This window comes from Bradyrhizobium diazoefficiens, from assembly GCF_016612535.1.
Taxonomy (GTDB): domain Bacteria; phylum Pseudomonadota; class Alphaproteobacteria; order Rhizobiales; family Xanthobacteraceae; genus Bradyrhizobium; species Bradyrhizobium diazoefficiens_C.
Window position 1 is genome coordinate 13,651 of record NZ_JAENXS010000003.1, and the last position, 22,650, is coordinate 36,300.

20 protein-coding genes are annotated in these 22,650 nt (G+C 63.9%); 9 read left to right on the plus strand and 11 right to left on the minus strand.

Going from position 1 to position 22,650, the window contains the following annotated elements; genetic code table 11:
- Nucleotides 1-71 precede the first annotated feature (71 nt).
- Nucleotides 72-1,652: a hypothetical protein gene (locus JJE66_RS31235; protein ID WP_200519026.1), complete on the plus strand. Its 1,581-nt coding sequence runs from the start codon at nucleotides 72-74 to the stop codon at nucleotides 1,650-1,652.
- A 9-nt stretch (nucleotides 1,653-1,661) separates the two neighbouring features.
- Here the strand turns inward: JJE66_RS31235 and JJE66_RS31240 are convergent, their stop codons facing one another.
- The 7 genes from JJE66_RS31240 to JJE66_RS31270 form a co-directional block, all read right to left on the minus strand.
- Nucleotides 1,662-2,870: a glycosyltransferase family 1 protein gene (locus JJE66_RS31240; RefSeq protein ID WP_200519028.1), complete on the minus strand. Its 1,209-nt coding sequence runs from the start codon at nucleotides 2,868-2,870 to the stop codon at nucleotides 1,662-1,664.
- Nucleotides 2,867-3,634, minus strand: a complete 768-nt coding sequence (locus tag JJE66_RS31245; RefSeq protein ID WP_200519030.1) for a class I SAM-dependent methyltransferase — start codon at nucleotides 3,632-3,634, stop codon at nucleotides 2,867-2,869. The genes JJE66_RS31240 and JJE66_RS31245 overlap by 4 nt, the downstream gene beginning before the upstream one ends.
- The gene (locus JJE66_RS31250; RefSeq protein ID WP_200519032.1) at nucleotides 3,631-4,752 is read right to left on the minus strand and encodes a DegT/DnrJ/EryC1/StrS aminotransferase family protein; all 1,122 of its coding nucleotides are present in this window, start codon (nucleotides 4,750-4,752) and stop codon (nucleotides 3,631-3,633) included. The genes JJE66_RS31245 and JJE66_RS31250 overlap by 4 nt, the downstream gene beginning before the upstream one ends.
- An 8-nt stretch (nucleotides 4,753-4,760) precedes the next feature.
- Nucleotides 4,761-5,207, minus strand: a complete 447-nt coding sequence (locus JJE66_RS31255; protein WP_200519034.1) for a hypothetical protein — start codon at nucleotides 5,205-5,207, stop codon at nucleotides 4,761-4,763.
- Between the two features lie 127 nt (nucleotides 5,208-5,334).
- Nucleotides 5,335-6,528, minus strand: coding sequence for a glycosyltransferase (locus JJE66_RS31260; RefSeq protein WP_311980045.1), 1,194 nt, complete (start codon nucleotides 6,526-6,528; stop codon nucleotides 5,335-5,337).
- Nucleotides 6,518-7,822 carry a hypothetical protein gene (locus JJE66_RS31265; protein ID WP_200519036.1) on the minus strand — a complete coding sequence of 435 codons (1,305 nt, stop codon included), beginning with the start codon at nucleotides 7,820-7,822 and terminating at the stop codon, nucleotides 6,518-6,520. The genes JJE66_RS31260 and JJE66_RS31265 overlap by 11 nt, the downstream gene beginning before the upstream one ends.
- Nucleotides 7,823-7,863: 41 nt before the next feature.
- The gene (locus JJE66_RS31270; protein ID WP_200519038.1) at nucleotides 7,864-8,826 is read right to left on the minus strand and encodes a UDP-glucuronic acid decarboxylase family protein; all 963 of its coding nucleotides are present in this window, start codon (nucleotides 8,824-8,826) and stop codon (nucleotides 7,864-7,866) included.
- Nucleotides 8,827-9,044: 218 nt separating this feature from the next.
- Here JJE66_RS31270 and rfbF point away from each other — a divergent pair, with 218 nt between their 5' ends.
- From rfbF to JJE66_RS31295, 5 genes are all read left to right on the plus strand, one after another.
- Nucleotides 9,045-9,815, plus strand: coding sequence for a glucose-1-phosphate cytidylyltransferase (rfbF, locus tag JJE66_RS31275; protein ID WP_200519040.1), 771 nt, complete (start codon nucleotides 9,045-9,047; stop codon nucleotides 9,813-9,815).
- On the plus strand, nucleotides 9,812-10,891 hold the full coding sequence (rfbG, locus tag JJE66_RS31280; RefSeq protein ID WP_200519048.1) for a CDP-glucose 4,6-dehydratase: 1,080 nt from the start codon (nucleotides 9,812-9,814) through the stop codon (nucleotides 10,889-10,891). The genes rfbF and rfbG overlap by 4 nt, the downstream gene beginning before the upstream one ends.
- Before the next feature lie 65 nt (nucleotides 10,892-10,956).
- On the plus strand, nucleotides 10,957-12,306 hold the full coding sequence (rfbH, locus tag JJE66_RS31285; RefSeq protein ID WP_409362855.1) for a lipopolysaccharide biosynthesis protein RfbH: 1,350 nt from the start codon (nucleotides 10,957-10,959) through the stop codon (nucleotides 12,304-12,306).
- 15 nt (nucleotides 12,307-12,321) lie between these two features.
- The gene (locus JJE66_RS31290) at nucleotides 12,322-14,079 is read left to right on the plus strand and encodes a thiamine pyrophosphate-binding protein (protein ID WP_200519052.1); all 1,758 of its coding nucleotides are present in this window, start codon (nucleotides 12,322-12,324) and stop codon (nucleotides 14,077-14,079) included.
- A gap of 42 nt (nucleotides 14,080-14,121) precedes the next feature.
- Nucleotides 14,122-15,042, plus strand: a complete 921-nt coding sequence (locus JJE66_RS31295) for an NAD(P)-dependent oxidoreductase (RefSeq protein WP_200519054.1) — start codon at nucleotides 14,122-14,124, stop codon at nucleotides 15,040-15,042.
- A gap of 3 nt (nucleotides 15,043-15,045) precedes the next feature.
- Here the strand turns inward: JJE66_RS31295 and JJE66_RS31300 are convergent, their stop codons facing one another.
- The 4 genes from JJE66_RS31300 to JJE66_RS31315 form a co-directional block, all read right to left on the minus strand.
- A complete protein-coding gene (locus tag JJE66_RS31300; RefSeq protein WP_200519056.1) occupies nucleotides 15,046-16,002 on the minus strand; it encodes a glycosyltransferase family 2 protein in 957 nt (318 codons plus the stop codon).
- Nucleotides 16,003-16,030: 28 nt separating this feature from the next.
- Complete coding sequence (locus tag JJE66_RS31305) at nucleotides 16,031-17,464, minus strand: DUF6056 family protein (protein WP_311980048.1); 1,434 nt, start codon at nucleotides 17,462-17,464, stop codon at nucleotides 16,031-16,033.
- Nucleotides 17,465-17,626: 162 nt separating this feature from the next.
- Nucleotides 17,627-18,376 carry a glycosyltransferase family 2 protein gene (locus JJE66_RS31310; RefSeq protein WP_200519060.1) on the minus strand — a complete coding sequence of 250 codons (750 nt, stop codon included), beginning with the start codon at nucleotides 18,374-18,376 and terminating at the stop codon, nucleotides 17,627-17,629.
- A 12-nt stretch (nucleotides 18,377-18,388) separates the two neighbouring features.
- Nucleotides 18,389-19,825, minus strand: coding sequence for a capsule biosynthesis protein (locus tag JJE66_RS31315; RefSeq protein ID WP_246756726.1), 1,437 nt, complete (start codon nucleotides 19,823-19,825; stop codon nucleotides 18,389-18,391).
- Nucleotides 19,826-19,999: 174 nt separating this feature from the next.
- Here JJE66_RS31315 and pseG point away from each other — a divergent pair, with 174 nt between their 5' ends.
- The 3 genes from pseG (at nucleotide 20,000) to JJE66_RS31330 (ending at nucleotide 22,620) form a co-directional block, all read left to right on the plus strand.
- On the plus strand, nucleotides 20,000-21,106 hold the full coding sequence (gene pseG, locus JJE66_RS31320; RefSeq protein ID WP_200519069.1) for a UDP-2,4-diacetamido-2,4,6-trideoxy-beta-L-altropyranose hydrolase: 1,107 nt from the start codon (nucleotides 20,000-20,002) through the stop codon (nucleotides 21,104-21,106).
- A 138-nt stretch (nucleotides 21,107-21,244) separates the two neighbouring features.
- The gene (locus JJE66_RS31325; protein WP_200519071.1) at nucleotides 21,245-21,955 is read left to right on the plus strand and encodes a methionyl-tRNA formyltransferase; all 711 of its coding nucleotides are present in this window, start codon (nucleotides 21,245-21,247) and stop codon (nucleotides 21,953-21,955) included.
- Nucleotides 21,952-22,620, plus strand: coding sequence for a PIG-L deacetylase family protein (locus JJE66_RS31330; protein ID WP_200519073.1), 669 nt, complete (start codon nucleotides 21,952-21,954; stop codon nucleotides 22,618-22,620). Before JJE66_RS31325 ends, JJE66_RS31330 begins: the two co-directional genes overlap by 4 nt.
- The last annotated feature ends 30 nt before the right edge of the window (nucleotides 22,621-22,650 follow it).

Below are 22,650 nucleotides of genomic sequence, written 5' to 3' on the forward strand. Positions count from 1 at the left end.
GCGGCTTTCAATGCGGCAATCAACCGGCGATTGGGCGCGCCGGATGGCTCGCTGGCCGGGAAGGATGCGGCTTGACCGACACGCAGACTGACGCGCGCGGAAAGGCCGATGGTTCAAGCGGCACCGGCGGTGCCGGGCGCGTCCGCCGGCTCGTTCACGGCTGGTCGGCGAACCTGGTCCAGATGGGGTTGGGGCTGAGCCAGCAGCTGTTGCTGATTCCAGCGTTCCTGCACGTCTGGAGCGGCGACATGCTCGCGGCGTGGCTCGCGATCTATGCCGCGGGCGGTCTCGTCGTCGTGGCCGACGCGGGATTGCAGCTTCGCGCGATCAACCGGTTTCTCGCCTTCAGGTCCTGCGCCGACTGCGACGGGCGCACCGCGAGCTACTATCGCGCCACGCTACGGATTTATCTCGCCATCGTCGCGGGACTCGGCGTGCTCCTGTGCGCGGCCATCTCTCTCGCGCCGCCCTCGGCGGTGCTCGGCTTTCACGCCACGCCGGCCATCGATGCGGCGATGCTGGTGATGACGCTCGGCATGCTGCTGAGCTTGCCCGCCAATCTCGCCTCCGGCCTCTATCGCGTGCGCGGCCAGTATGGCCGCATCATTTGGCTGCAAAACGCAGCACTGCTGCTCGGCCAGATCGCGCAGCTCGTCGCGCTGTTCATGTTCGGAAGCCTGCTTGCGGTGGCGATCGCCTTCGTGTCGATGCAGCTGCTGTTCACGATCTTCATCGTCGTCTTCGATGCGCCGCGCCTGTTTCCGTTTCTGCGCCTTGCCGCAAGGCCATCGTTCATCGTGCCATCATGGCGCTGGAGCGTCGGACAGCTCGGCCGCGCGCTGCCCTTCGCGGTCGCCAACATCACCGAGCTCGCGCTCGTCAACGTTCCCGTCCTGCTGGTCTCCGCGCTGGTCACCGACCGCGTCGCGGTGGCGCAATGGGGGCTGACGCGCGTGATCGCAAGCCTCGTGCGCGGGCTCTGTCTCCAGGTGGCCCTGCCGTTCGGCGCCGAACTCGGCCACGATCACGCGATCGGCGACAAGGAGCGGCTGCGCCGCCATTACGCCTACGGATCGGCGTTCGTGACGGGACTCGCCTGTCTGGTCGTTGCGGGCATGCTGCCGTTCTGGCCGGACTTCTTTGCGCTGTGGACCCATGGCAGCATTCCCTATGACGGTCCGCTTGCGGTTATGCTGTTGCTCGGCTCGGCCGCGGTCGCGCCCTCGCTGCTGGCGCTGGTCTTTGCCAGTCACAGCAATCGCGGCGAGCTTCTGATCCGGACCAAGGGGCTCCAGCTCGTGGTCTTCCTGGCTCTGTCGTTCGTGCTGATCCCGCGGCTCGGACCGCTCGGCGCCGCTGTAGCGGTGGTCGCGAGCGACATCCTCATTCAGGTCGGCCTGCTCGGATGGGTGATCATGCGGCAGACCTTGCAGCAGCCGTTCAGGCACATTGCGTTCCTGCTGCTCATCGCCGTCGCAATCGTGGCGGCGGGCTGGCTGATCGGGATGGCGATCACCGCGCTCGTGCCGGGGAGCGGGCTTGCGCAATTCATCGTGGAATGCGCGGCCTGGCTGATCGTGGTCGGCGCGCTCGCAAGCCCGCTTCTGAGCGCGGCGCTGCGCGAGCGGCTGCGGGCGCTGGTGCCGGGCTAGCTTACGATATCACCGCGGCGTCAGCGCCAGCCGGTGCCTCAGCCGTTCCAGATGGCGAGCAAATTGCTGGTGGCCGGCCTTGGTTTCCTCGGCAAACTGCGCGAGCCGCCGATGGCCGGCCTCGCCCAACCGCTCGCGCGTGCCGTCGGCGCGGAGACTGATAATGGCGTCCGCGAGTGAGTGCGGGTCGTCATAGTCGAACAGGATCGCCGCGTCGCCGGCCTGCGCCTTGAACGCCTCGGGATAGATCACGGGCGTGCCGACCGCCCAGGCTTCCAGCGGCGGCAGATTGGTTGGGCCGAAATAGCTCGGCATCACCAGCGCCGCTGCGCCGCGGTAGAGCGCGCCAAGCTCGGCGGACTCGACGAAGCCGATGATGGAGATCTGGTCGGACAATCCGTAGGTGCGGATCGCCGCGTCGATCTTGTCGCGGCCGCCGCGATCCGAGCCGCACAGCACCAGCCGTTCGGCGACGCTACGTTCGCGCAAGTCGGCGAGCGCTGCGAGCAGCGTCATGTGGTTCTTGTGCGGCCAAAACTGCGCCGGGTAGAACAGGTAGCCCGGCTCGAGGCGGTATTTCGCCATCACGGCCGTGTCAGCGGCGGTGTCGAGTGCGGAGCTGCTGACGTAGGTCGAGGGCGAGAACGGGATGCAGATCGCGCGCTCCCGTTCCATGGCATAGCGGCGGCAGAGATCGTCGATCAGCTCGGGCGCGTTGACGATCACCGCAGCCGCCTTGGTGCTGGCGAGGCGGAACAGAATCTCGCGGCGCTCGAATTCACCGAAGGTGCGAACTTCCGGAAACTCCGGCGCATCACGATGGCAGCCGTCGAAGATCGTGATGATGTAGGGCAGCGCGTAAAGCAGCAAATGCCGCTTCGACGTCGAGGTGAAGTGCACGACGTCGATGCCGTCGCGGATCAAGGCGCGCTCGAAAGGCGATTTGAGCTCCAGCGCGATCTGGACGAGATCGAACGGTCCGCAATATTTGAGGAATAGAAAGAGATGATCGGACACGCCGAATTTGCGCAGTCGCCCGTCGATGCCGAACTCTTTCAGGATCTCGAGCGTCTTCGGATAGGGCGAGTACGCCACGATCTCGTTGCCCGACTTGGCGGCCCAGTCGCGCAGCCAGAGCAGGTCGTTGAGCGGCTGCTGAAAGCCGCCGCCGACCTCGAGCGCCTGCTCCAGCATCACGGCGAGCCGTAGCGGTCTCACGGCGTGCCGCTCTTTCTGGCGACCGTATACGCCGCCCAGCTCCTCGAACTTGGCGCGTCCTGTGTCAGCCATCCGGCGTGAGCGGCGGGCTGAAAGCCGCTCGCCGCGAGCGCCGCGTCGATCTCGAACGGAAACCAGTAGCGCATGTGGTGCGCTTCATCGACGCGCCGGATCGTAGCGCGATCCGTGTCCTCGCAGAACAGCGTGTAGTTCACGGTGACGGTTGCTGCCTGCTCGTCGTGGTCGGACTGCGCGATGCGGGTGAGGCGCAGCGGCTTCTGCTCGATCACCTTGACCCGCGTCTCGACGCCCTGCGCGAGCACGGCGCCGCCATACCAATAGTCGAAGAAGAACACCCCGCCGGGCTTCAGCGCGGCGTGTGCGGTGCGGAACATCGCAGTCAGGGCATCGCGGCTGGTCTGATAGCTGGCGACATGGAACAGCGACACCACCGCGTCGAAGTCGCGTTCCGGGCCGGGCTCGCAGGCATCGCCCTGCCGGAACGGAATCGACAGCCCGGCCTGCGTGGCGCGCGCTCTGGCGCTCGCGACCATCTCGTGGCTGAGATCGATGCCGGCAACGCTCCACCCCTCGCGGGCGAAGGTGAGCGCGTGCAGGCCGGTGCCGCAGCCGAGATCGAGCAACTTGCCGGAGGAAACGCCTTGGTCGCGCAGGCGGGCCTCGACGAAGGACGTCTCGGCCGCGTAATCCTTGTCCCGATAAAGCAGGTCATACCAGGGCGCGTAGTCGGCGAACACCGTCACGCCAAAATCTCCTTGACCGCCGCCGCGGAGCGCGCGATCTCGTCATCGGTCAAGGCAAGGCCGCTTGGCAGGTAAAAACCGCGACGGGCGATCTGTTCCGCGTTCGGATGCGATTCATCGCACATCAGGCCCATCCGGCGCAGCACCGGCTGCTCGTGCATGCACCAGAAGAACGGCCGCGTGCCGATGCCCTTGTCGCCGAGGCGGCGCATGGCCTCCTTGGCGTCGAACGGGACTTCGTCGTTCAGCACGAGACCGTAGGCCCAATAGATGTTGTCGGCATAGTTGGTACGGGCGACCGGGCGGCGGATGCGGTCGACGCCGGCGAGATGTTCGTCGTAGAGCCGGCCGATCCGGCGCTTGAGCTCGACCGTGCGCGGCAGGCGCTCGACCTGGGCGACGCCGAGCGCGGCCTGGAGGTTGGTCATGCGCGCGTTCCAGCCGAACTCCTCGTGGACGAAACGCTGCTGCGGCTGGAAGCACAGATTGCGATAGCCTTGCAGCCGATCGGCGAGCGCGTCGTCGTCGGTGAGGATCATGCCGCCTTCGCCGGTGGTGACATGCTTGTTGGGATAGAAGCTGAAGGTCGAGACGTCGCCGAAGCTGCCGCAGGGCGCACCGCGATAGGTCTGCCCGTGCATCTCGGCGGCGTCCTCGATTACCTTCAGGTCATGCTTGCGCGCCAGCGCCAGGATCGGTTCGAGATCGACCGGCAGGCCGTAGATGTGCACCAGCATGATCGCGCGCGTGCGCGGCGTGATCGCGGCCTCCACGCCTTCGACCGTCATGTTCCAGGTCGCGGCATCGCAGTCGACGCCGACCGGGACGAGGCCGGCGCGCACAACGGCCGACGCGCAGCTGATGATCGTGAAGGTCGGGATGATGACCTCGGAGCCCTGCTCGAGGGCGAGCGCATGGACGGCGATGTCGAGCGCGACCGAGCCGTTGGTCACTGCAATGCCGTGACGCCGCCCCGCAGCCTCCGCCATTGCCTGCTCGAAGCGCTTGATGAACGGTCCTTCCGAGGAGATCCAGCCGGTGCGGATGCACTCGGCAAGATAATCGGCCTCGTTGCCGTCGAGCAGCGGGGTGTTGACGGGAATGAAAGGCGCGGTCACTGGCGTCGTCACAGATTTGGACCCTTGATCCGGATTTCGGACGGTGCGGCTTCGGCAAACCGGGTCTTGTCGTTCTCGCCGGAATAGGGACCTTGCTTGATCTCGACCATCTCGACCGGCTCGAGCACATGGAAGCCGTGAGCGCCGCTGCACAGGAGGATGATGTCGCCGGCACCGAGCACGCGGCTTTCGAGATATTTCTCTTCCACCGTGTAGAAGTCGACCTGGAGCTTGCCCTTCTGGATCAGGAGAACTTCCTGGGTGTAGTGCACCTCGCGCGTCACCTTGTTGTGACGATGCGGCTCGATGCTCTTGCCCTGCGGGTGGCTCATGAAGGCGAGCTGCTGCGACAGCTCCGGCGTCGAAAAGAAGTGGATGCCCGGCTCGCGGAACGAGGCGCGCACGATGATCGCATAAAGCTGGTCGCCGAATCGAACATGTTCGACGTGTTCCATCGTGGGCCTCGATAAAAAGCGCTGCAATTAGAGTGACATAGCGTCACGGATCGGCACTTTGGCCATTTTGGCGGGGACCGTCAAGGGTCGAGCGAACATGACGGCCGATGCAGCCCCAGCCGGTGATTTAGCCGACGAAAGCGAGGATCTCTTCGACGCGCCGGCGGAAGGTATGGGCGGCAAAGGTCCTGGCCTGTCCCGCCTTGGCAATGGACAGGCGCGCCGCGTCGTCGGCGAGATACCGGTCGATCATCGCCATGCAATCTTCGACCGTGCGCCACGCCGCGACTTCGGTCTCGGGGGAAAACAGCGTGTGGAGATTGTCCTTGAAGTCGGTCAGCAAAAACGCGCCGACGCCGGTCGCCTCGAACAGCCGCGCATTGCCGGCCTCGCGGCCGGCCATGTCGATGTGCGAATTGAGCGTGACGCGCGAGGCGCGAAGCGCCTGGTACATCTCCATGCCCCAGACCTCACCCTGGTAGCAGCGGTGCAATGGTGAGGAGGCGGGAAGCGTGTGCAGGCCGCTGCCGAACAGTTTGAGATCGTAGCGCCGCGCCACCGCCTCGAGCTGCGCGACGCGCAGTTGGTGATCCGCCGATACCGCGCCGACGAAGGTGACGTCGAAATTTTGCGACGGCGGCGGCGGCAGGACGTCGAGGATGGCAGGCTCGAAAGCGAGATGGACCACCTCGGCGCGCGTGCCGTGGGCGCGGAAGAAATCGACGACGGCGCCCATCTGCGAGATCATGAGGTCGTAGACCGACCAATCCTCGCCGCGCGAGGGCGAGATGCCGACCTGGCCAATCAGGATCGGGCGGCCGATCCCCTTGATCCGGCGCGCCAGGCGCGTGTCGACGTGAAACAGGTCCTGGTTGAGGACGAGATCCGGTTTGAACTCCTCGATCTGCGCCAGCAGGATTTTTTCCGCTTCTTCATCAAGGCGCGGGCTGAGCCCGACCTTGCGCGCGAGCGGCCGCAGCATCGGTTTGAACGGCGCGACAGCGCGTTGCACCCAGCCGGGAACGGCATCGCGCGCAGCCGGTGCGCCAGGTGCTGCCGGCTCGGCGACGGCGAGGCCGTGCTCGCGCGCCCAGGCCGCTCGCATCCAGGGATTGTTGACGTGGATGTCGGCGGCGACGTGCCCGAGGGTCGCGAAGTTGCGCGAGTAGAAATCGGCAACGCCGAACAGGCTGGCGTTCCGCGCGGCCATCTGCGCCGCGTAGGGATCGCTCTCGAGCCCCGGACGGCGCCGGTAGAGCCAGGCGAGGAAGCGCGGATAGTCGGCGTTGAGGATCAGGATGCGCACGGCGTCACGGCTCACGTTCGAACAGGCTGCGGGGCATCACGTACCAGAGCAGGAACAGGAGGAAGGTGCCGTGGGTGAGCATGGCAACCGAGAGCGGGACGTTGAGAAGGACGTGCGGCAGCACGCCTGCTGACATCAAGACGAAGCGGGGCGGAAGCCCCTCGGACGTGCGGTTGCCGAGCGCGAGCACGAAGCCGGATGCGAGCCCAGTCAGCGGCGCCAGATAGAGACCGACGGAGGCGACCCCTTCGGTCGCGAACAGCGACGCGTTCAGATTGCCGAAGCCGTAGGTGTCCTGCATCACAACTGCGATTGGGGCCTGATAGGGACAATGCGTCAGCGGCTTGAACACGGAGATCTGGCAGAACCAGGTCAGCGGATGGCTGGCGAAGAAATCGTTGTAGATGTCGAGCGCGCTCGATGCGGTCGCCATCATCCGGATATTGACGAGGTCGAAATATTTGCCGGGCACGCTCATGAGGCTGGCGTCTGTCGAGACGATCACGATGAGGCCGAGGAACATGGGTACGAAGATCGACGCGATGACCGAGGTTCTCGCCTCCAGAAGGCGCGACAGCGCGGCGAGCACGATCAGCCAGGCCGGCGTGAAGAACGCGAATTTCGTCAGCGTGATCGGGTAGAAGAACAGGAGCAGGACCAGGACCAGCGCGGCGCGCCAGCGATAGCCGAGCAGCCAGTAACAGGCGAACGCAAAGGGCAGCAACGTGCTGGAGACCCAGCCGGTGAGATATCGTACCGCGCCCGGAAATTCGAGTGAATCGCGATAGTCGTAGATGTGTCCGATCGACACCAGGCGGAAATTGTAGGTCGCGGCGACGACGATTGTGCCGATGGAGATCGCCAGGATCAGCGTGAGCAGATGCTCGAAACGGGTAGGTGACAGCGCGACGAACTGCCGGAACGGCGCCCGGATGAACAGCGCGGGCAAGAGAAAGAACACCAGCGATGCCGCCCCGGAAAGTCCGGCCGGCAATCGCGGATAGCTGTAGTCGGAGAAAACGTCGATCCACAGGAAGCCCAGGATCATCGTGTAGAAATAGAAGCCGGCGAAATAACCGAAGCTGAACCGGGCGACGGCGAACAGCAGCGAGACGATTGAGAAGGCGACCGCGATGGCGACCGCGATCCAGACGCGCTCGCCGCTGAAATGGATGTAGGATTGGAAGGTCGCGACCTTGATCAGCGACAGGCAGGTGACCGCAGAGTGCAGCAGCACCAGGATCGCCAGCGCCGGCTTCGAATCCAGCCGCAATCGCAGATCCCTGATGATGGCGGACGGTGTGTTCATTGGCGAAAGGAGCTCGCGTGCGGATAGGGATTGCGAGCGGGTCAGGCCATTTCAAGCGTGTGCTTGAAATAGGCGATCGTCTCTTTCAGGCCGTCTTCCAGCGCGACCTTCGGCTCCCAGTCGAGGGCCGCCTTCGCCTTGGCGAGGTCGGGCTGACGCTGCCGCGGGTCGTCCTGCGGCAGCGGCTTGAAGATCAGCTTGGAGCGCGAGCCGGTGAGCTCGATGACCTTCTCGGCAAGCTCGCGGATCGTGAATTCGGAATTGTTGCCGAGGTTGATCGGGCCGGTGACGTCTTCGTTCGTCGCCATCAGCCGCATGATGGCCTCGACGAGGTCGTCGACATAGCAGAACGAACGCGTCTGGCCGCCGTCGCCGAATACCGTGATTGGCTCGCCCTTGAGCGCCTGGACGATGAAGGACGACACCACGCGTCCATCGTTGGGCTGCATGCGCGGGCCGTAGGTGTTGAAGATGCGCGCGACCTTGATCGGCAGGCCGTGCTGGCGCCAATAGTCGAAGAACAAGGTCTCGGCGCAGCGCTTGCCCTCGTCGTAGCAGGAGCGGATGCCGATCGGGTTGACGTTGCCCCAGTAATCCTCGGTCTGGGGATGGATCAGGGGATCGCCATAGACCTCGCTGGTCGAGGCCTGGAAGATCCGTGCCTTGAGCCGCTTGGCGAGGCCCAGCATGTTGATGGCGCCGTGCACCGAGGTCTTGGTGGTCTGCACGGGGTCGCGCTGGTAGTGGACCGGCGAGGCCGGGCAGGCCAGGTTGAAGATCGCGTCGACCTCGATATAGAGCGGGAAGGTGACGTCGTGCCTCACCGCCTCGAACAGCGGGTTGGCGATCAGGTGCGCAATGTTGCGTCGGCTGCCGGTGAAGTAATTGTCGACTGACACCACCTCGGCGCCGGTTGCGAGCAGCCGCTCGCAGAGATGGGATCCGATGAAGCCGGCACCTCCGGTCACGAGGATGCGGCTGGTCTTGTAGCTCTCAAACGGCATTATCGGTTCCAGCTGCAGTTTAGGACGACACCGTTTGCCCGGCGTGGCCCGCAGAGTGGTATCGGCTACGGGCGGAAACGCCAATAGGCTTCGAATAGGTAATATTATACCGTCATAGGCTGTGAGGTATGTGTCGGACGATTTTCCAGGTGCTGCCGGTTCGTATAGAAGCCGTCGGGAATGCGCGGGGAGCGTGTCTCCCGTTCGGAGTTGGGCGAATGAAGGTCGTAATTCTTGCAGGGGGTATGGGTACCCGGATCGCCGAGGAGACCAGCACGCGGCCGAAGCCGATGGTCGAGATCGGCGGCCGACCCATCCTCTGGCACATCATGAAGATCTACAGCCATTACGGCTTCAATGATTTCGTGATCTGCCTTGGCTACAAGGGTTACATGATCAAGGAGTATTTCGCGAATTACTTCCTGCACATGTCCGACGTGACCTTCCATCTCGCCGAGAACCGGATGGAGGTGCATCGCGAAACAGCCGAGCCCTGGCGGGTCACGCTGGTGGATACCGGCGAGGACACCCAGACCGGCGGCCGCCTGAAGCGGGTGCTGCCTTACGTCGCCGACGAGCCGTTCTTCGCGCTGACCTATGGCGACGGCGTCGCCGACATCGACCTCGCCGCCGAGATCGCGTTCCACAAGGCGCATGGGCGCCCGGCCACCGTCTCGGTGGTTCGTCCGGCCAAGCGGTTCGGCGCGGTGACAATCGAGGGCGACCGTGTCATCAACTTCGCGGAGAAGCCGAACGATGATGGTGGTTGGATCAATGGCGGCTTCTTCCTGCTGTCGCCGTCGGTCGGTGATCTGATCGCGGGCGACAAGACGATCTGGGAGCGGGAGCCGATGGAGCAGCTCGCCCGTGGCGACAAGCTGCGCGCCTATGTGCATCCCGGCTTCTGGCACCCGATGGACTCCTTGCGCGATCGCAACTTCCTCGAGGACGAGTGGGCCAACAACCGTGCCAAATGGAGGGTTTGGTGACGGATCCTGCATTCTGGCGCGGCAAGAAGGTCTTTCTCACCGGCCACACCGGCTTCAAGGGTGCGTGGGCCTCGCTGCTGCTGCGCCGCCTCGGTGCCAGCGTCTACGGCTATGCGCTGCCGCCGACTCATCAATCCGCGCTGTTCGTCACGGCACGCATCGCCGACGACATCAGGCACCGCGAGGCCGACATCCGCGATCTCGCCACCTTGCGCGCTGCGATGGCCGAGGCCGAGCCTGACATCGTCATCCACATGGCGGCGCAAGCGCTGGTGCGGCCCTCTTATGAGGAGCCGGTCGAGACCTTCGCGACCAACGTGATGGGCACGGTGAACGTGCTGGAGGCCGCGCGGCCGCTACGCTCGGTGCAGGTGATCCTGAATGTCACCAGCGACAAATGCTACGAGAACAATGGCGCAGGCACCGCCTTCCGCGAGGGCGACCGTCTCGGCGGCAACGACCCCTACAGCAACAGCAAAGCCTGTGCGGAGCTCGTGACGCATTCCTACCGCCACAGTTTCTTCAATGAGCAGGGCGCAGCCCGCGTCGCGACGGCGCGTGCCGGCAACGTCTTCGGCGGCGGCGACTGGGCGCGCGACCGCCTGGTGCCTGACGCGATGCAGGCCTTCCGCGAAGGCCGGGCGCTGCGCATCCGCAACCCCAATTCGGTGCGGCCCTGGCAGCACGCGCTCGATCCCGTGCTCGGCTATCTCACGCTGGTCGAGCGATTGGCGGGCGACGAGCATTTCGTTGGCGGCTGGAATTTCGGGCCGGATACCGCAAGCGAAGTGCCGGTCGGGAACGTGGTTGAACGTCTGATCGCGCTGTGGGGCGATGGCGCACGCTGGACCGCCGACGCGGGCCCGCATCCGCACGAAGCCGCCTTTTTGCGACTTGATTGCGCCCGCGCCCGCTCGCGACTAAACTGGACTCCGCGTCTTGACCTGTCGCAGGGGCTGGCTCTCGCCGTTGACTGGTACAAGGCGCTGCAGCGCGGCCAGGACCTTCGTCGCGTCTCTCTCGAACAGCTCGAACGCGTGCTGCATGACACCGTGCCGAACGGCGCAGCGCAATAGGCATCCAAACCATTTCGCGGTCCGTTCGCCGCGGTCAGGGTCAAATGAGTCTCATGAAATCGACGATGCCATCATCTGCTCGATCGGGTCAAAGAAGCCTCGACGATATCAGAGCTTCGATCATGGAACTGGTGGAGGAATACTCCGCCATCGCGCATGCGCCGAAGCAGTTCGTCGCCGGGCAATCATCCGTGCCCGTTTCGGGCCGGGTCTTCGATTCAAGCGACGTCAAGTCGCTGGTCGATTCGGCGCTGGATTTCTGGTTGACCACCGGGCGCTTCAACGAGGAGTTCCAGCAGAAGCTCGCGAAGCGCGTCGGCGCGCGTTACGCGATGACGGTCAACTCCGGCTCTTCGGCCAATCTCGTCGCGTTCTCGGCTCTGACCTCACCCTTGCTGCGCGACCGGCAGGTTCCACCCGGGAGCGAGGTGATTACGGCCGCGACCGGATTTCCAACCACCGTCAATCCCGCAATCACGCAGGGCATGGTGCCGGTGTTCGTCGATGTCGATATTCCCACCTACAATATCATTCCGGAGCGTGTGGAAGAGGCGATCACGCCCAACACGCGCGCGATCATGGTGGCGCACACGCTCGGCAATCCCTTCGACGTCGGCAAGATCGCCGACATCGCCAAGCGGCACAAGCTGTGGCTGATCGAGGATTGCTGCGACGCGCTCGGCGCGACCTATGCGGGGCGTCACGTCGGCACTTTCGGCGACATCGGCACGCTCAGCTTCTATCCGGCGCATCACATCACGATGGGCGAGGGCGGTGCGGTCTTCACCAGCCATCCGGGCCTGCGTCGCGCGATGGAGACGTTCCGCGACTGGGGACGCGACTGCTATTGTGATCCGGGCAAGGACAACACCTGCCAGCGCCGCTTCGACTGGCAGCTCGGTGAACTGCCCCACGGCTATGACCACAAATACATCTACAGCCATCTCGGCTTCAATCTGAAGATCACCGACATGCAGGCCGCGGTCGGCGTGTCCCAGCTCGACCATCTCGAAGGCTTCATCGCCGACCGCCGGCGGAACTTCGATCTGCTGAAGCGCGGGCTCAAATCACTTGAAGAGTTCTTCGTCTTGCCCGAGCCGACGCCGAATAGCGAGCCGTCATGGTTCGGTTTCGTGCTGACGCTCCGCGACGGGGCACCGTTCAAGCGTGACGCCATCGTGCGTCACCTGAACGAATGTGGCATCGGCACGCGTCTGTTGTTCGGCGGCAATCTGGTGCGTCAGCCCTACATGATCGGACGGAATTTCCGCGTCCACGGGTCGCTCGCCAACAGCGATACGATTATGAACCAGACCTTCTGGATCGGCGTCTATCCGGGGCTCGGGGATGAGCACATCGGCTACGTGCTCCAGGTGATCCGCGATTTCTGCGCCGCCCAGATTCGCGGCGCCTAGTGTGGGAATGACACGATGAACGGAGCACAGTACATCGCGGAGTTTCTCGCGCGGGTCGGCAGTGATCGGGTCTTTCTCCTGACCGGCGGTGCCTGCGCATTCATGATCGATGCTGTCGCGCAGCATCCGAAGCTCAACTACACCTGTTTCCAGCATGAGCAGGGCGCGGCAATGGCCGCGGACGCGCTGTGGCGCGTTAGTCATAAGGTCGGCGTGACGCTCGCGACCTCCGGCCCGGGAGCGACCAACCTCATCACCGGCATCGCCACCTCCCATTTCGATTCCATCCCCTCGCTGCACATCACCGGCCAAGTCAACCAGCGCGAGAGCAGCGCCTTCCACGGGGCGAATGTGCGCCAGGCTGGCTTCCAGGAAACCAGGATCGTGGAGATGGTCGGGCCGGTCACCAAATACGCGGTGATGGTCAAGAGCGCGGCCGAACTGCGCGAGGAGCTGGCCAAGGCCTATTCGATCGCGACCTCCGGCCGTATGGGGCCGGTGCTGATCGACGTTCCCATGGACATCCAGCAGGCCGAGGTCGGAGACGACATCCTGCTTCCGTCGAGACTTCCAGCGGCGACGGAAGCGCCCGCGCAAGTGCTGGCGGATCTGAAGCGGACGCTGGACGAGGCAAAGCGCCCGGTGGTGCTCTGGGGTGCGGGTGTAGGGCTTGCCGGTGTCGAGCGGGACGTTGCGGACTGGCTTCAGAGCAGCGGCCTGCCGTTCGTCTCGAGCTGGGCAGGGCTCAGCTATTTCGATCACGATCATCCGGGCTTCGTCGGGCAGATCGGCGTCTACGGCAATCGCGGTGCGAACTTCGTTTTGCAGAACGCCGATGCCGTGATCGTGCTCGGCAGCCGGCTCGACAACCGCCAGCGCACCGGCAACACCAAGCAGTTTGCGACCGGCGCGACCGTCCACGTCGTCGACGTCGACAAGGAGGAGCTCGCCAAATACCGCAACGACGGCTATCGCGTCAGCCATCTGGATTTCGCCGCCCTGCCGGAGCTGTTGCGCCAGCTTGATGGCAGCCCGCGGAGCGGAGAGTGGAGCGACCATGTCGCCGAGATGAAACAGCGCTACTACCACAAGGAGGTCAGCACGTCGGCGGCGCGGTTGAACTCACTGTCGCCCTACGACGTGATTCGCCGCGTCAACGGGATCATCGCGGAGGATGCGATCGTCATCGGCGACACCGGCGCTGCGGTTTGCTGGCTCTACCAGGCGTTCAAGGTCAAGCGCCACACGCTGTTCAATCCGGGCGGCAACTCGCCGATGGGATACGCGCTGCCGGCCGCCATCGGCGCCAAGATCGATCGGCCGGACCGGCAGGTCATTTCCTACAATGGCGACGGCGGATTTCATCTCAACATCCAGGAATTGCAAACCGTCCGGCACAACAATCTCGATATCGCGATCATTGTCATGAACAACGGCTCGTACGGGATCATCAAGCAGTTCCAGGATAGCTACATGCAGAGCCGCTACAGCGCCTCGCGCGACGGCCTGAGCTTTCCGGATTTCGGCGCGCTTGCGACGGCCTACGGCCTGCGTTACGCCCGCATCGAACGTCTCGAGCAGATCGATCCGTCCTTGTTCACGGGCGGGCCGATCGTGATCGACGTGATGCTGAGCGAGCATACGCTGATCGAGCCCAAGCTCGAGATGGGGCGCCCCATCAACGATCAGTTTCCCTATCTCGGCGAGGCCGAATACGCCGAAGGCAATCGCTTCGTCGACTATCCGAGGCCGGCGTCGTTGCGAACCGCATAGCTCTCGTATGAGGTCACTCTCCATGACGTTGCCGGGATCGCGATGCGCATTTTCGTAACGGGAGCGACGGGTTTTCTGGGGTCTTACGTCGTAGCCGATCTGATCGAGCAGGGGCATGATGTTGCTGCGCTGCTGCGGCCTGGTGCCAGGTCCTGGCGCCTCTCGGACAAGTTGGACCAGCTCAGCGTGATCGGCGGCTCGCTCGACGACCTTGCCGGGCTTGCGAACGGACTTCGTTCCTTCAGGCCGGACGCCGTCGTCCATATGGCCTGGCGCGGGGTCGCTAACAGCGATCGCAACAACAAGGATCAGGCGCGAAACATCGTCGATGCGGTGGAGCTGATCGACCTCGCCGCGGACGCAGGCGCGACGATCTTCGTCGGTGCAGGGTCTCAGGCCGAATACGGCCCTTATGATAGAGCGATCGTCGAGAGTGATCCGCCGAGGCCGACGACTCTCTACGGCATCGCCAAACTCTCGAGCTGTCTGATGGCCGAGCGGCGCTGCGCGGAACGCAAGCTGCGTTTCGCATGGCTGCGCATCTTTTCCATCTACGGCCCCAGGGACAATGATTCCTGGTTGATTCCAAGTCTGATCAGGACGCTGCGCGCCAATGGGCATATGGCTCTGACAGGCTGCGAACAGCGCTGGGGCTTCCTTCACGCCCGAGACGCTGCGGCGGCCGTTCGGCTGGTGCTCGCGAATCCGCGCGCGGAAGGTGTCTACAATCTCGGCAGTCCGGAGGCGCCGCCGCTCCGCGAGACGGTAACACGGTTGCGGGATCTCATCGGCGCCGGAGACCTCGGCTTTGGCGAAGTGCCCTATCGGCCTGACCAGGTCATGGTCCTTGCCGCGGATGTGAAGCGGCTCGAAGGTCTGGGCTGGCATCCCGCCGTCGAGCTCGAGCAAGGATTGCGCGAAACGGTTGCGTGGTCTCGGACCGCGGATGCTGGCGACACGTGATCCCTAGCTGCGTGGTGTGCCGTCGAAATTGACGCGCTCACGCTCGAATACCACGGGTTTCTCGCGGACCTGGCCGTAGATGGCCAGAATATATTCGCCGAGCATGCCCATGAAGAACAGTTGGACGCCGCCGAAAAAGAACATTGCAACGATCAGCGTCAGGATGCCGGGCTCAGCGAGGCGTTGATAGAGGACCAGGCCGAGCAGAAGGTTGATCACGGCATAGGCGATACTCGCGAACGAAAGCGCGAAGCCGGCATAAAGTCCGATCCGCAGCGGTGCCGAAGTGAAGGACACCAGTCCGTTGAGACCCTGATCGATCAGCGCCGCGGCGCGGTTCTTGGATATTCCCTTCTTGCGCGCACGCCAGGTGTAGGGCACGCCCACGGCGCGGCCGCCGCATTCGAATGTCATCATCCGCATGAATGGATATCCGTCGCGAACGCGACGCATCCGTTCGACGACACCACGATCCACCAGTTGGAAGTCGCCCACGCCCGGAGGTATCTTGATCTCGGAAAAGCGTGTCAGGAGGTGGTAATAGGCGTTGCGGACGTTGCGCATCAGCCGCCCTTCCTCGCGAACGGCGCGAATTCCGTAGACGATCTCGTTGCCGGCCTCCCACAGACTCACGAATTGCGGAAGTAGCTCGGGCGGGTCCTGGAGATCGGCCGGCATGAACAGAAGCACGGCATCGCCGCGCGAGGCCATGACGCCGTTGAAGGTGTTTCGCATCGGCCCGAAATTACGTGCATTGACGATGACCTTGACCGCAGGATCGTGCGCGGCGATCTCGCGGAGGATCTCCACGGTGCGGTCGTCGGAGGCGTTGTCGCAGAAGATGTGCTCGCGCTGATAGTCCTTGAGTTCGTTGTCGAAGATCTGCCGGATCGCCTCATAGCAATCCCTGACGTTCAGCTCTTCATTGTAGCAGGGGGTGATAACGCTGATTGTCTTCACATTGATGTCTCTGGAGAAGGGCAAGGGGTCATCGCGGCGCGTCTGCGGCATAGACGGCGGCTTTGCGATAATATCTGGCGATGCAGTCGTTCGGCAACCTGTCGGCATTGGCCGTCACGTCGGAGGTCATCAGCAGGGACGGCGACCATTTGTGCCTCGGAATGGCCACCACCTGATTCGGGCTCGTTGTCAGGATGGCATGCCGTGCGACGCTTTCCTGCCAGTAGGGGTAAAGCTCGCGCCATTGCTTGCGCAGCAGCGAGGCCGTCGAGCTGAGGCCGAGCGCGGTGATCATCAGCAGCGCAAGGCTCGTCGGCAGCGCGACTGGACCGAGAAGGCTGCGGCCCCGGCTTGCCGAAAGGCGCTGGCGCAATTGCGGGCGGTAGCTGCGGACCAGCAGCCGGACACTCAGCATCAGCCCGAACAGAAGCAGGATCAGGGCCTCATTCTGCGCGCGCTCGACGAGGCGGAATCCGGTCGCATATTGATGCGCGAAATATTCGAAATAGCAGCAGGCAAGGCAAATGGCGATGATGCCGAATGCCAATATCTTGCTGTTGCGGGATGCCGGCTTGGGTTCCGGCTCGACCAGGGTGACGGCGCCTGCCGCGACGAGCGACACGACGATGGCCGGTTCACGGAAGAACCGGACGAGCCCGATGAGCGAGTCGCGGAAGCCGTTGAACAGCGACGGCAGGATGTGTCCTGCGCCGGGAAGCTGCTCCATGCGGGTACTGTTGCCGTTGGCAGACACCACGATGGCAAAGGCGATGGCGATGACGAGTGCGATCAAGCCGTGTTGCATGATCTGGCGCGGCCGGCCGAACAGCTGTCGTGCGACCAAGGATGCGGCGAGGATCAATAGCAACCAGAGGCCCGTGAACTCATTGCTCAGAGCCGCAACGAGGCCGCCCAGGGCCATGCAGACGGTGAGCGGCCAGGAAAAGCCTGTTTCGGCGTCGAGCGCCCGCGTGCACTCGCCCAGGATCAGGATGGTGATGACGGCGGCCGGGACGTAGCAGGTCAAGCCGGCCAGCCAGTAGAGCAGCTCGCGCACGCTCGGCGCCGCGCTGAGGACGGTGCTTGCAAACGCCAGGGTGAGGAAGGTCAATTGCAGCGCACTGGCGCGAGGCCATCCGCGGATCGTCGCAATAGCCGACCCGAGCAGGAACAGGCCTGCGCTTACCGCCAGCGTCGCCGAATAGACCGACAGCAGGCCGACATTCGCGGCCGCAGCGATCATCGGTGGCAGCTGGGTCAGAACCAAGGCCACGATCCGGCCCGACACCGTGTGGTAGTAGATCGAAATGGTCTGGATGAAGCCGAAGCGCGTGTTCAAGTCTGCAAAACAGAAGTCGTCATGCTCCGGCGCACTCAGGAACGTCAGGGCAAACAGGCCTAGCAGGAAAATGGCTGGGATCAGGCTCGCTAGCGCCCAGACGAATCGGGCCCGAGATCGCACGACCGAGTGCACCGAGCTTGGTGTAACCTCTTGATGAAGCAAGAAAAATATCTCCAACCCAAAGCCAGACTAGTGGTAACAGGCTGAGGTCGCAACGTTCAATTCTGGGACTTTCGGATCAATGCAAAGCAACGACCATCTGTGGGAGCTGCCGGTGCGCTGTCAGAATTCCCGACGCTTCAGCCAGGCGCGCGCGCCCCAATGGCCGAAGCACCAGGCCGATCTGACGAGCGGCAGCTTCTCGACGTTGCGGTAGATGTTCCAGACCCATTTGGCTGATCGCGCAGGGCGGCTGGAGACAGAGGAGCCCCTGACGCGGTAGCGTGCCAGATCCTCGTTGAGGCCGTAGGCGACGTGGCCGCGCCTGAGGATGGAGAGCCACAGGCAGAAATCGTCGTAGCCTTCGTTCGTCATGGCGATCGGCCCCGAAATCTCGCGGTCGACCAGCGCCGTCAGCGTCGCGATCGAGGTGTTCTTCAGGAGCTGATTGTAGCTCAGCTGCGCCGGCACTTCGATCAGCCGGCCCGACAGGGTGTTGGCCTCGTCGATGCGGCGGAAGGCGGTGTAGCTCAGCGCGGCGCGCTTGTCGCGGGCGAAGGCAAGCTGGCGCTCGAGTTTGGTGGGCATCCACAGATCATCGCTGTCGAGGAATGCGAGATAGCGGCCGTGCGCCTGATCGATCGAGGCCTGGCGCGCCAGCGCCGGGCCGCCGTTCTTCGGCATCCGGATTAGTTTGACGCGGAGATCGCGTTCGCCGATCTCCGCGATGATCGCGGGCGTGCGATCCGTCGAGCAGTCATCGGCAATGAGCAGTTCCCAGTCGCCAAAAGTCTGGGCTTGCACCGAATGGATGGTCTCCTCGATGAAGCGCTCGACGTTCCAGGACGGCATGATGATGGAGACGAGAGGCATCGCGTGATCCGTTCAGCGCGCAACCGCAGGCTCGGCGAGCGCGGCCTGCAAGGAGGCCGTGAACGTGTCGAGCAGCGTGGGGTCACTGATGTAGAGCTCACCGGGAAACGAGCGCCGCCACGCAGCCTCGAAATAGGGCGCACCCTTCGCGGGATCGAACGGCCCGGCTCGCAGCGCCTCGCGCAGGCGCTTCGGCACGTCGGCGAGGCGGTCGGTCGAATAGACCAACGGGCAGGTGCGATAGAAGGCGTCGCCCATCACCACGACGGGCTTGCCGAGCAGCAGGGCTTCGGCGCCCGACTTGCTGTTGACGGAGATCACCGCATCGGCCCGGTTCAGGACGGCGTAATTGTTGGTCTGCGGCGGCAGCAGCACGAAATTGTCGAATCGCCGCGCGAGCTCGAACAGGCGCTCCGCAGAGATCGCGCCGATCTGCGCGGGATGCTCCTTGACGACGAGCACGTGCGAATCCGGAATCGTCCGCAGCAGGAAGTCGACGGTCGCGACCTGGTCCAGATAATCCGGCGCGCGCAATGTCAGCGCCATGTCGGCGGGGACGTGGAACGGATAGTAGACGAAGGGAATCTCGGGGATCGGTCGATAGAGCTTGCGTAACCGCGCCGCGTCGACGGCCATCATCGCGTGCACCCTGGCGTGCCGCAGATTGTGTCCAAACTCCTGGTGCTTGCCGAGCGCGAACTGGTCCCACAATTTTTCGGCGAGGCGGCGCGAGTTGCGCAGGTTCACCACTTTCTTGAAGGCGGCCGAGTAATGGTGCTGGTCCTTCTTCGGGATCACGATTGCGCGCTGGTCGAGCGTGGAATCAAGATAGGTCTTCACGTCGGACGACACAGTGTCGGCCGGCTGCGTCATCATCTCGGGCGCGGCAAAGCTGTCCGGCGTGAAATACATCCGTCCACGGAAGAACGACGGCTCGATGAACCAGTTGCGGATGTCGCGGCGGCGCGCGGCGTAGAAGCTCGTGATCACGGAGAGGAAGCCGCCGAGCTCCTGGACCAGCTCGGCGGGCTTGCCTTGTCGTTCGAGGCGGTCGAGCAGAGCCTCCATGGCGTTGGTGTAGATCATGAAGCGCCGCCGCAGCGCGGCAGTGTCGCGGATGCCGAAGGTGAAGCGTTCGTGGCTGAACAGGAAATTGGAGCCGTCGAGGCCATAGGCCTGAATGCGGGCATCGAACGCCGCGCGGTCATCCGGCGCAGCGCCGGTCTTGAGACCCTCGCGGTACATGTTGGTGACGGGCACGCCAGCCGCGGCCGACATCTCGGCACTGCGGTCGTCGAAGGCAAGCAACTCGACCTCGTGGCCGGCCGCGCACAGCCGCTCGGCCACCGGAATCCAGAACCGGGTCTGGTATTCGGCGAGCGTCGTGATCAGGAGGGTTTTGCCGGACGACATTTGCAGGGCGGGGTTGTCTGGTTGCGGCTTCCGCATATAGAAGCCTGCACAATAGCTCAAGGGCGGATTGACGCCGGTTCCGCAACCGAATTGTGGTAGGGAGGCGGCTCTGACGGTTGCATAGGGTGCAGGGCAGCCCCGGCTGCCAAAAGGCCTGGGCAGGACCTTGGGCAGGACCTGGGCAGGACAGAGGAATACTGGCTCGAATTGATGGATAAAACGGCTGTCTTTCGCGTCGACGCTTCGGTCGAGATAGGGCTTGGTCACCTCACGCGGTGCCTCACGCTTGCCAATGCGCTCGTGAGCCGCGGGATCAGATCGTGCTTCCTCATGCGCAGCCATGCGGCGGGGCTTGTGCACATGGTGGAGGGAGCGGGGCACGCAGTGCAGCTTTTGACCGACCCGGCGCGGCGGTCTCCAGAGACCGGTGATGATGCCCTTCCGCATGCGCATTGGCTGCCAACGACGCGGCAACAGGATGCCGAACAGACGTGCAGCGCGCTGGCCGTGATCGGCGCGGCTGAATGGCTGATTGTCGATCATTACGCGCTCGATGCCCGATGGGAGCGCGCCTGCCGGCGCGAGGGCCTACGTATCCTCGTCATCGATGATATCGCTGATCGCGACCATGATTGCGAGATGCTGCTCGACCAGAATCTCGTTCAGCAAATGGAGACGCGCTATCGCGATCGCGTTCCGGCTGCTTGCGTGCAATTGCTTGGGCCGGGTTACGCGCTGCTGCGGCCGGAGTTTGCCGCGCAACGCAGCCTTCTAACCCCGCGCAGCGGCAAGATCGGTCGCATCCTGATCTGCCTTGGCGGCTCTGATCCGACCAACGAAACCGCGAAAGCGTTGGCGGCGGTTGCGAGCCTTGCTATGCCGCAGCTTGTCGTGGACGTCGTCATCGGTTCGACCAATCCAAACGCGGCTTCGGTCGATGCGCTCTGCCGGCAGATGTCGAACGTCGCGCTGCATCGAGGGGCAAACAATGTTGCCGAATTGATGAGACGGGCCGATCTTTCGATCGGGGCGGGTGGAGTCATGAGCCTGGAACGGTGCTGCCTGAGCTTGCCGGTGATCGCCGTCGACATCGCGGCCAATCAGGTCCCGTCGCTGACAATGCTCGCACGGCTCGGTGCTCTCATTCACCTTGGTTCTGCCACCTCCGTGACGGTGCAGGACATTGCCGCGGGGATCGCAAGCCTTGGGGCCGACGCGAGCTTCATGCGGAGGCTCGGCGACGTTGCTGGTGCGCTCGTTGACGGCGAAGGCCGTAAGCGCGTATGCGCCGCGATGGACGCTTGGCCGGCGACCTGAGGGGTGGACATTCAGGACCGATGAGGGCCGTCCGTCCTATACTTTCGCAGCGGAATATCGTAAGCGTGGCGTCGCGAGCTCGACGCTCAAAGAGCCCGGCTCCGCGCCGAGATCCTGGGAAATTGCAGCGGTGATGCCTTGCCAACTGAAGCCTTGTCGACCGAAGCGTTGCCGGCCTATTGCGTAGCGACCGTCCGGCCCTGGAATATCGCCGAATTCGAAAACACGATACGGCACTTTCCGGGAAACTGGCACCTCGTTACCGGGAAGGATGAACTTACGTCCGATTATCTTCGGCGGATCAAGCCGAGAGCGATTTTCTTTCCGCACTGGAATTGGAAGGTCCCCGAGGAGATCACTTCGGTGTTCGAGTGCGTGGCCTTTCACGCCGCGGCCCTGCCGTTCGGGAAGGGCGGCAGCCCCGTTCAGAACTTGATCGAGCGCGGATTTGCAGCGACCAAACTGACGGCCTTCAGGATGGCGGCCGGATTTGACGACGGGGACATATATCTGCAGCGCGATCTTTCGCTCTCGGGATCGGCTCACGAGATATTTCTGCGAGCATCGAAGCTCGCCTCGTCGATGATCGGCGAGATGATCGCGAACTGGCCGGCGCCGACGCCGCAGGTCGGGGAAGCCGTGACCTTCAAGCGCCGCAAGCCGGAGCAGTCGAGGCTCGAAGGCGAGTTCGATCTGAAGAAGGTTTACGATCACATCCGCATGCTCGACGCGCCCGAATATCCGAAGGCCTTCGTCGAACTCGGAGAGACCCGGATCGAATTCGCCGACGCCGAGCTGCATGATGGCGAGGTGCGCGCCACGGCCGTTTTCAGAAAGATCAAGTCGTGACCGAGCGTGTCCTGGTTGTCGCCGCACATCCCGACGACGAGGCTCTCGGCTGCGGCGGCACGATGGCGCGGCATGCGCTCGCCGGCGACGGCGTCGACGTGGTGTTCCTGGCCGATGGCGTGTTTTCGCGGACGACTGCAGACCTCGATACCCGTCGCGACTCGGCCCGCAAGGCCTGCGCGATCCTTGGCGCCAATGTGCCGACCTTCTTCGAGTTCCCGGACCAGAAACTCGAGACTGTCGGCTTTTTGGAGATCGTGCAGGCGATCGAGCCTGTCATTGCCCAGCTCCAGCCGACGGTGATCTACACGCACCACGGCGGTGACCTCAATCTCGACCACCGAATCGTCCATCAAGCCGTCATGACGGCGCTGCGTCCAATGCCCGCCAGCACCTATCGGGCGATCTACGCGTTCGAGGTGGCGTCCTCGACGGAATGGGCCAGTTCCGCGATCGGCGAGGCGTTTCGCCCCGACCATTTCGTCGACATCAATGCCACGATTGACCGCAAATTCGAGGCGCTGCAGGCCTATGCGCAGGAAATGCGTGATTTTCCCCATGCGAGGTCTTATGAGGCCCTGCGGGCGCTCGCCGTCGTGCGGGGGGCGGGCGTCGGCCTCTCGTCGGTGGAGGCGTTTGTTACATTGCGAAGCATAGTCCGGTGACCCGCGCCGGCCCAGCGGCAAGAGCTTGCC

Excerpts from the sequence above, each read along its gene's own strand:
- JJE66_RS31255 (WP_200519034.1), bottom strand. The coding sequence starts at position 5,207 with ATGGAACACGTCGAACATGTTCGATTCGGCGACCAGCTTTATGCGATC.
- JJE66_RS31265 (WP_200519036.1), bottom strand. The coding sequence starts at position 7,822 with ATGAACACACCGTCCGCCATCATCAGGGATCTGCGATTGCGGCTGGAT.
- JJE66_RS31270 (WP_200519038.1), bottom strand. The coding sequence starts at position 8,826 with ATGCCGTTTGAGAGCTACAAGACCAGCCGCATCCTCGTGACCGGAGGT.
- rfbF (WP_200519040.1), top strand. The coding sequence starts at position 9,045 with ATGAAGGTCGTAATTCTTGCAGGGGGTATGGGTACCCGGATCGCCGAG.
- rfbH (WP_409362855.1), top strand. The coding sequence starts at position 10,957 with ATGCCATCATCTGCTCGATCGGGTCAAAGAAGCCTCGACGATATCAGA.
- JJE66_RS31290 (WP_200519052.1), top strand. The coding sequence starts at position 12,322 with ATGAACGGAGCACAGTACATCGCGGAGTTTCTCGCGCGGGTCGGCAGT.
- JJE66_RS31295 (WP_200519054.1), top strand. The coding sequence starts at position 14,122 with ATGCGCATTTTCGTAACGGGAGCGACGGGTTTTCTGGGGTCTTACGTC.
- JJE66_RS31310 (WP_200519060.1), bottom strand. The coding sequence starts at position 18,376 with ATGCCTCTCGTCTCCATCATCATGCCGTCCTGGAACGTCGAGCGCTTC.
- JJE66_RS31315 (WP_246756726.1), bottom strand. The coding sequence starts at position 19,825 with ATGCGGAAGCCGCAACCAGACAACCCCGCCCTGCAAATGTCGTCCGGC.
- pseG (WP_200519069.1), top strand. The coding sequence starts at position 20,000 with ATGGATAAAACGGCTGTCTTTCGCGTCGACGCTTCGGTCGAGATAGGG.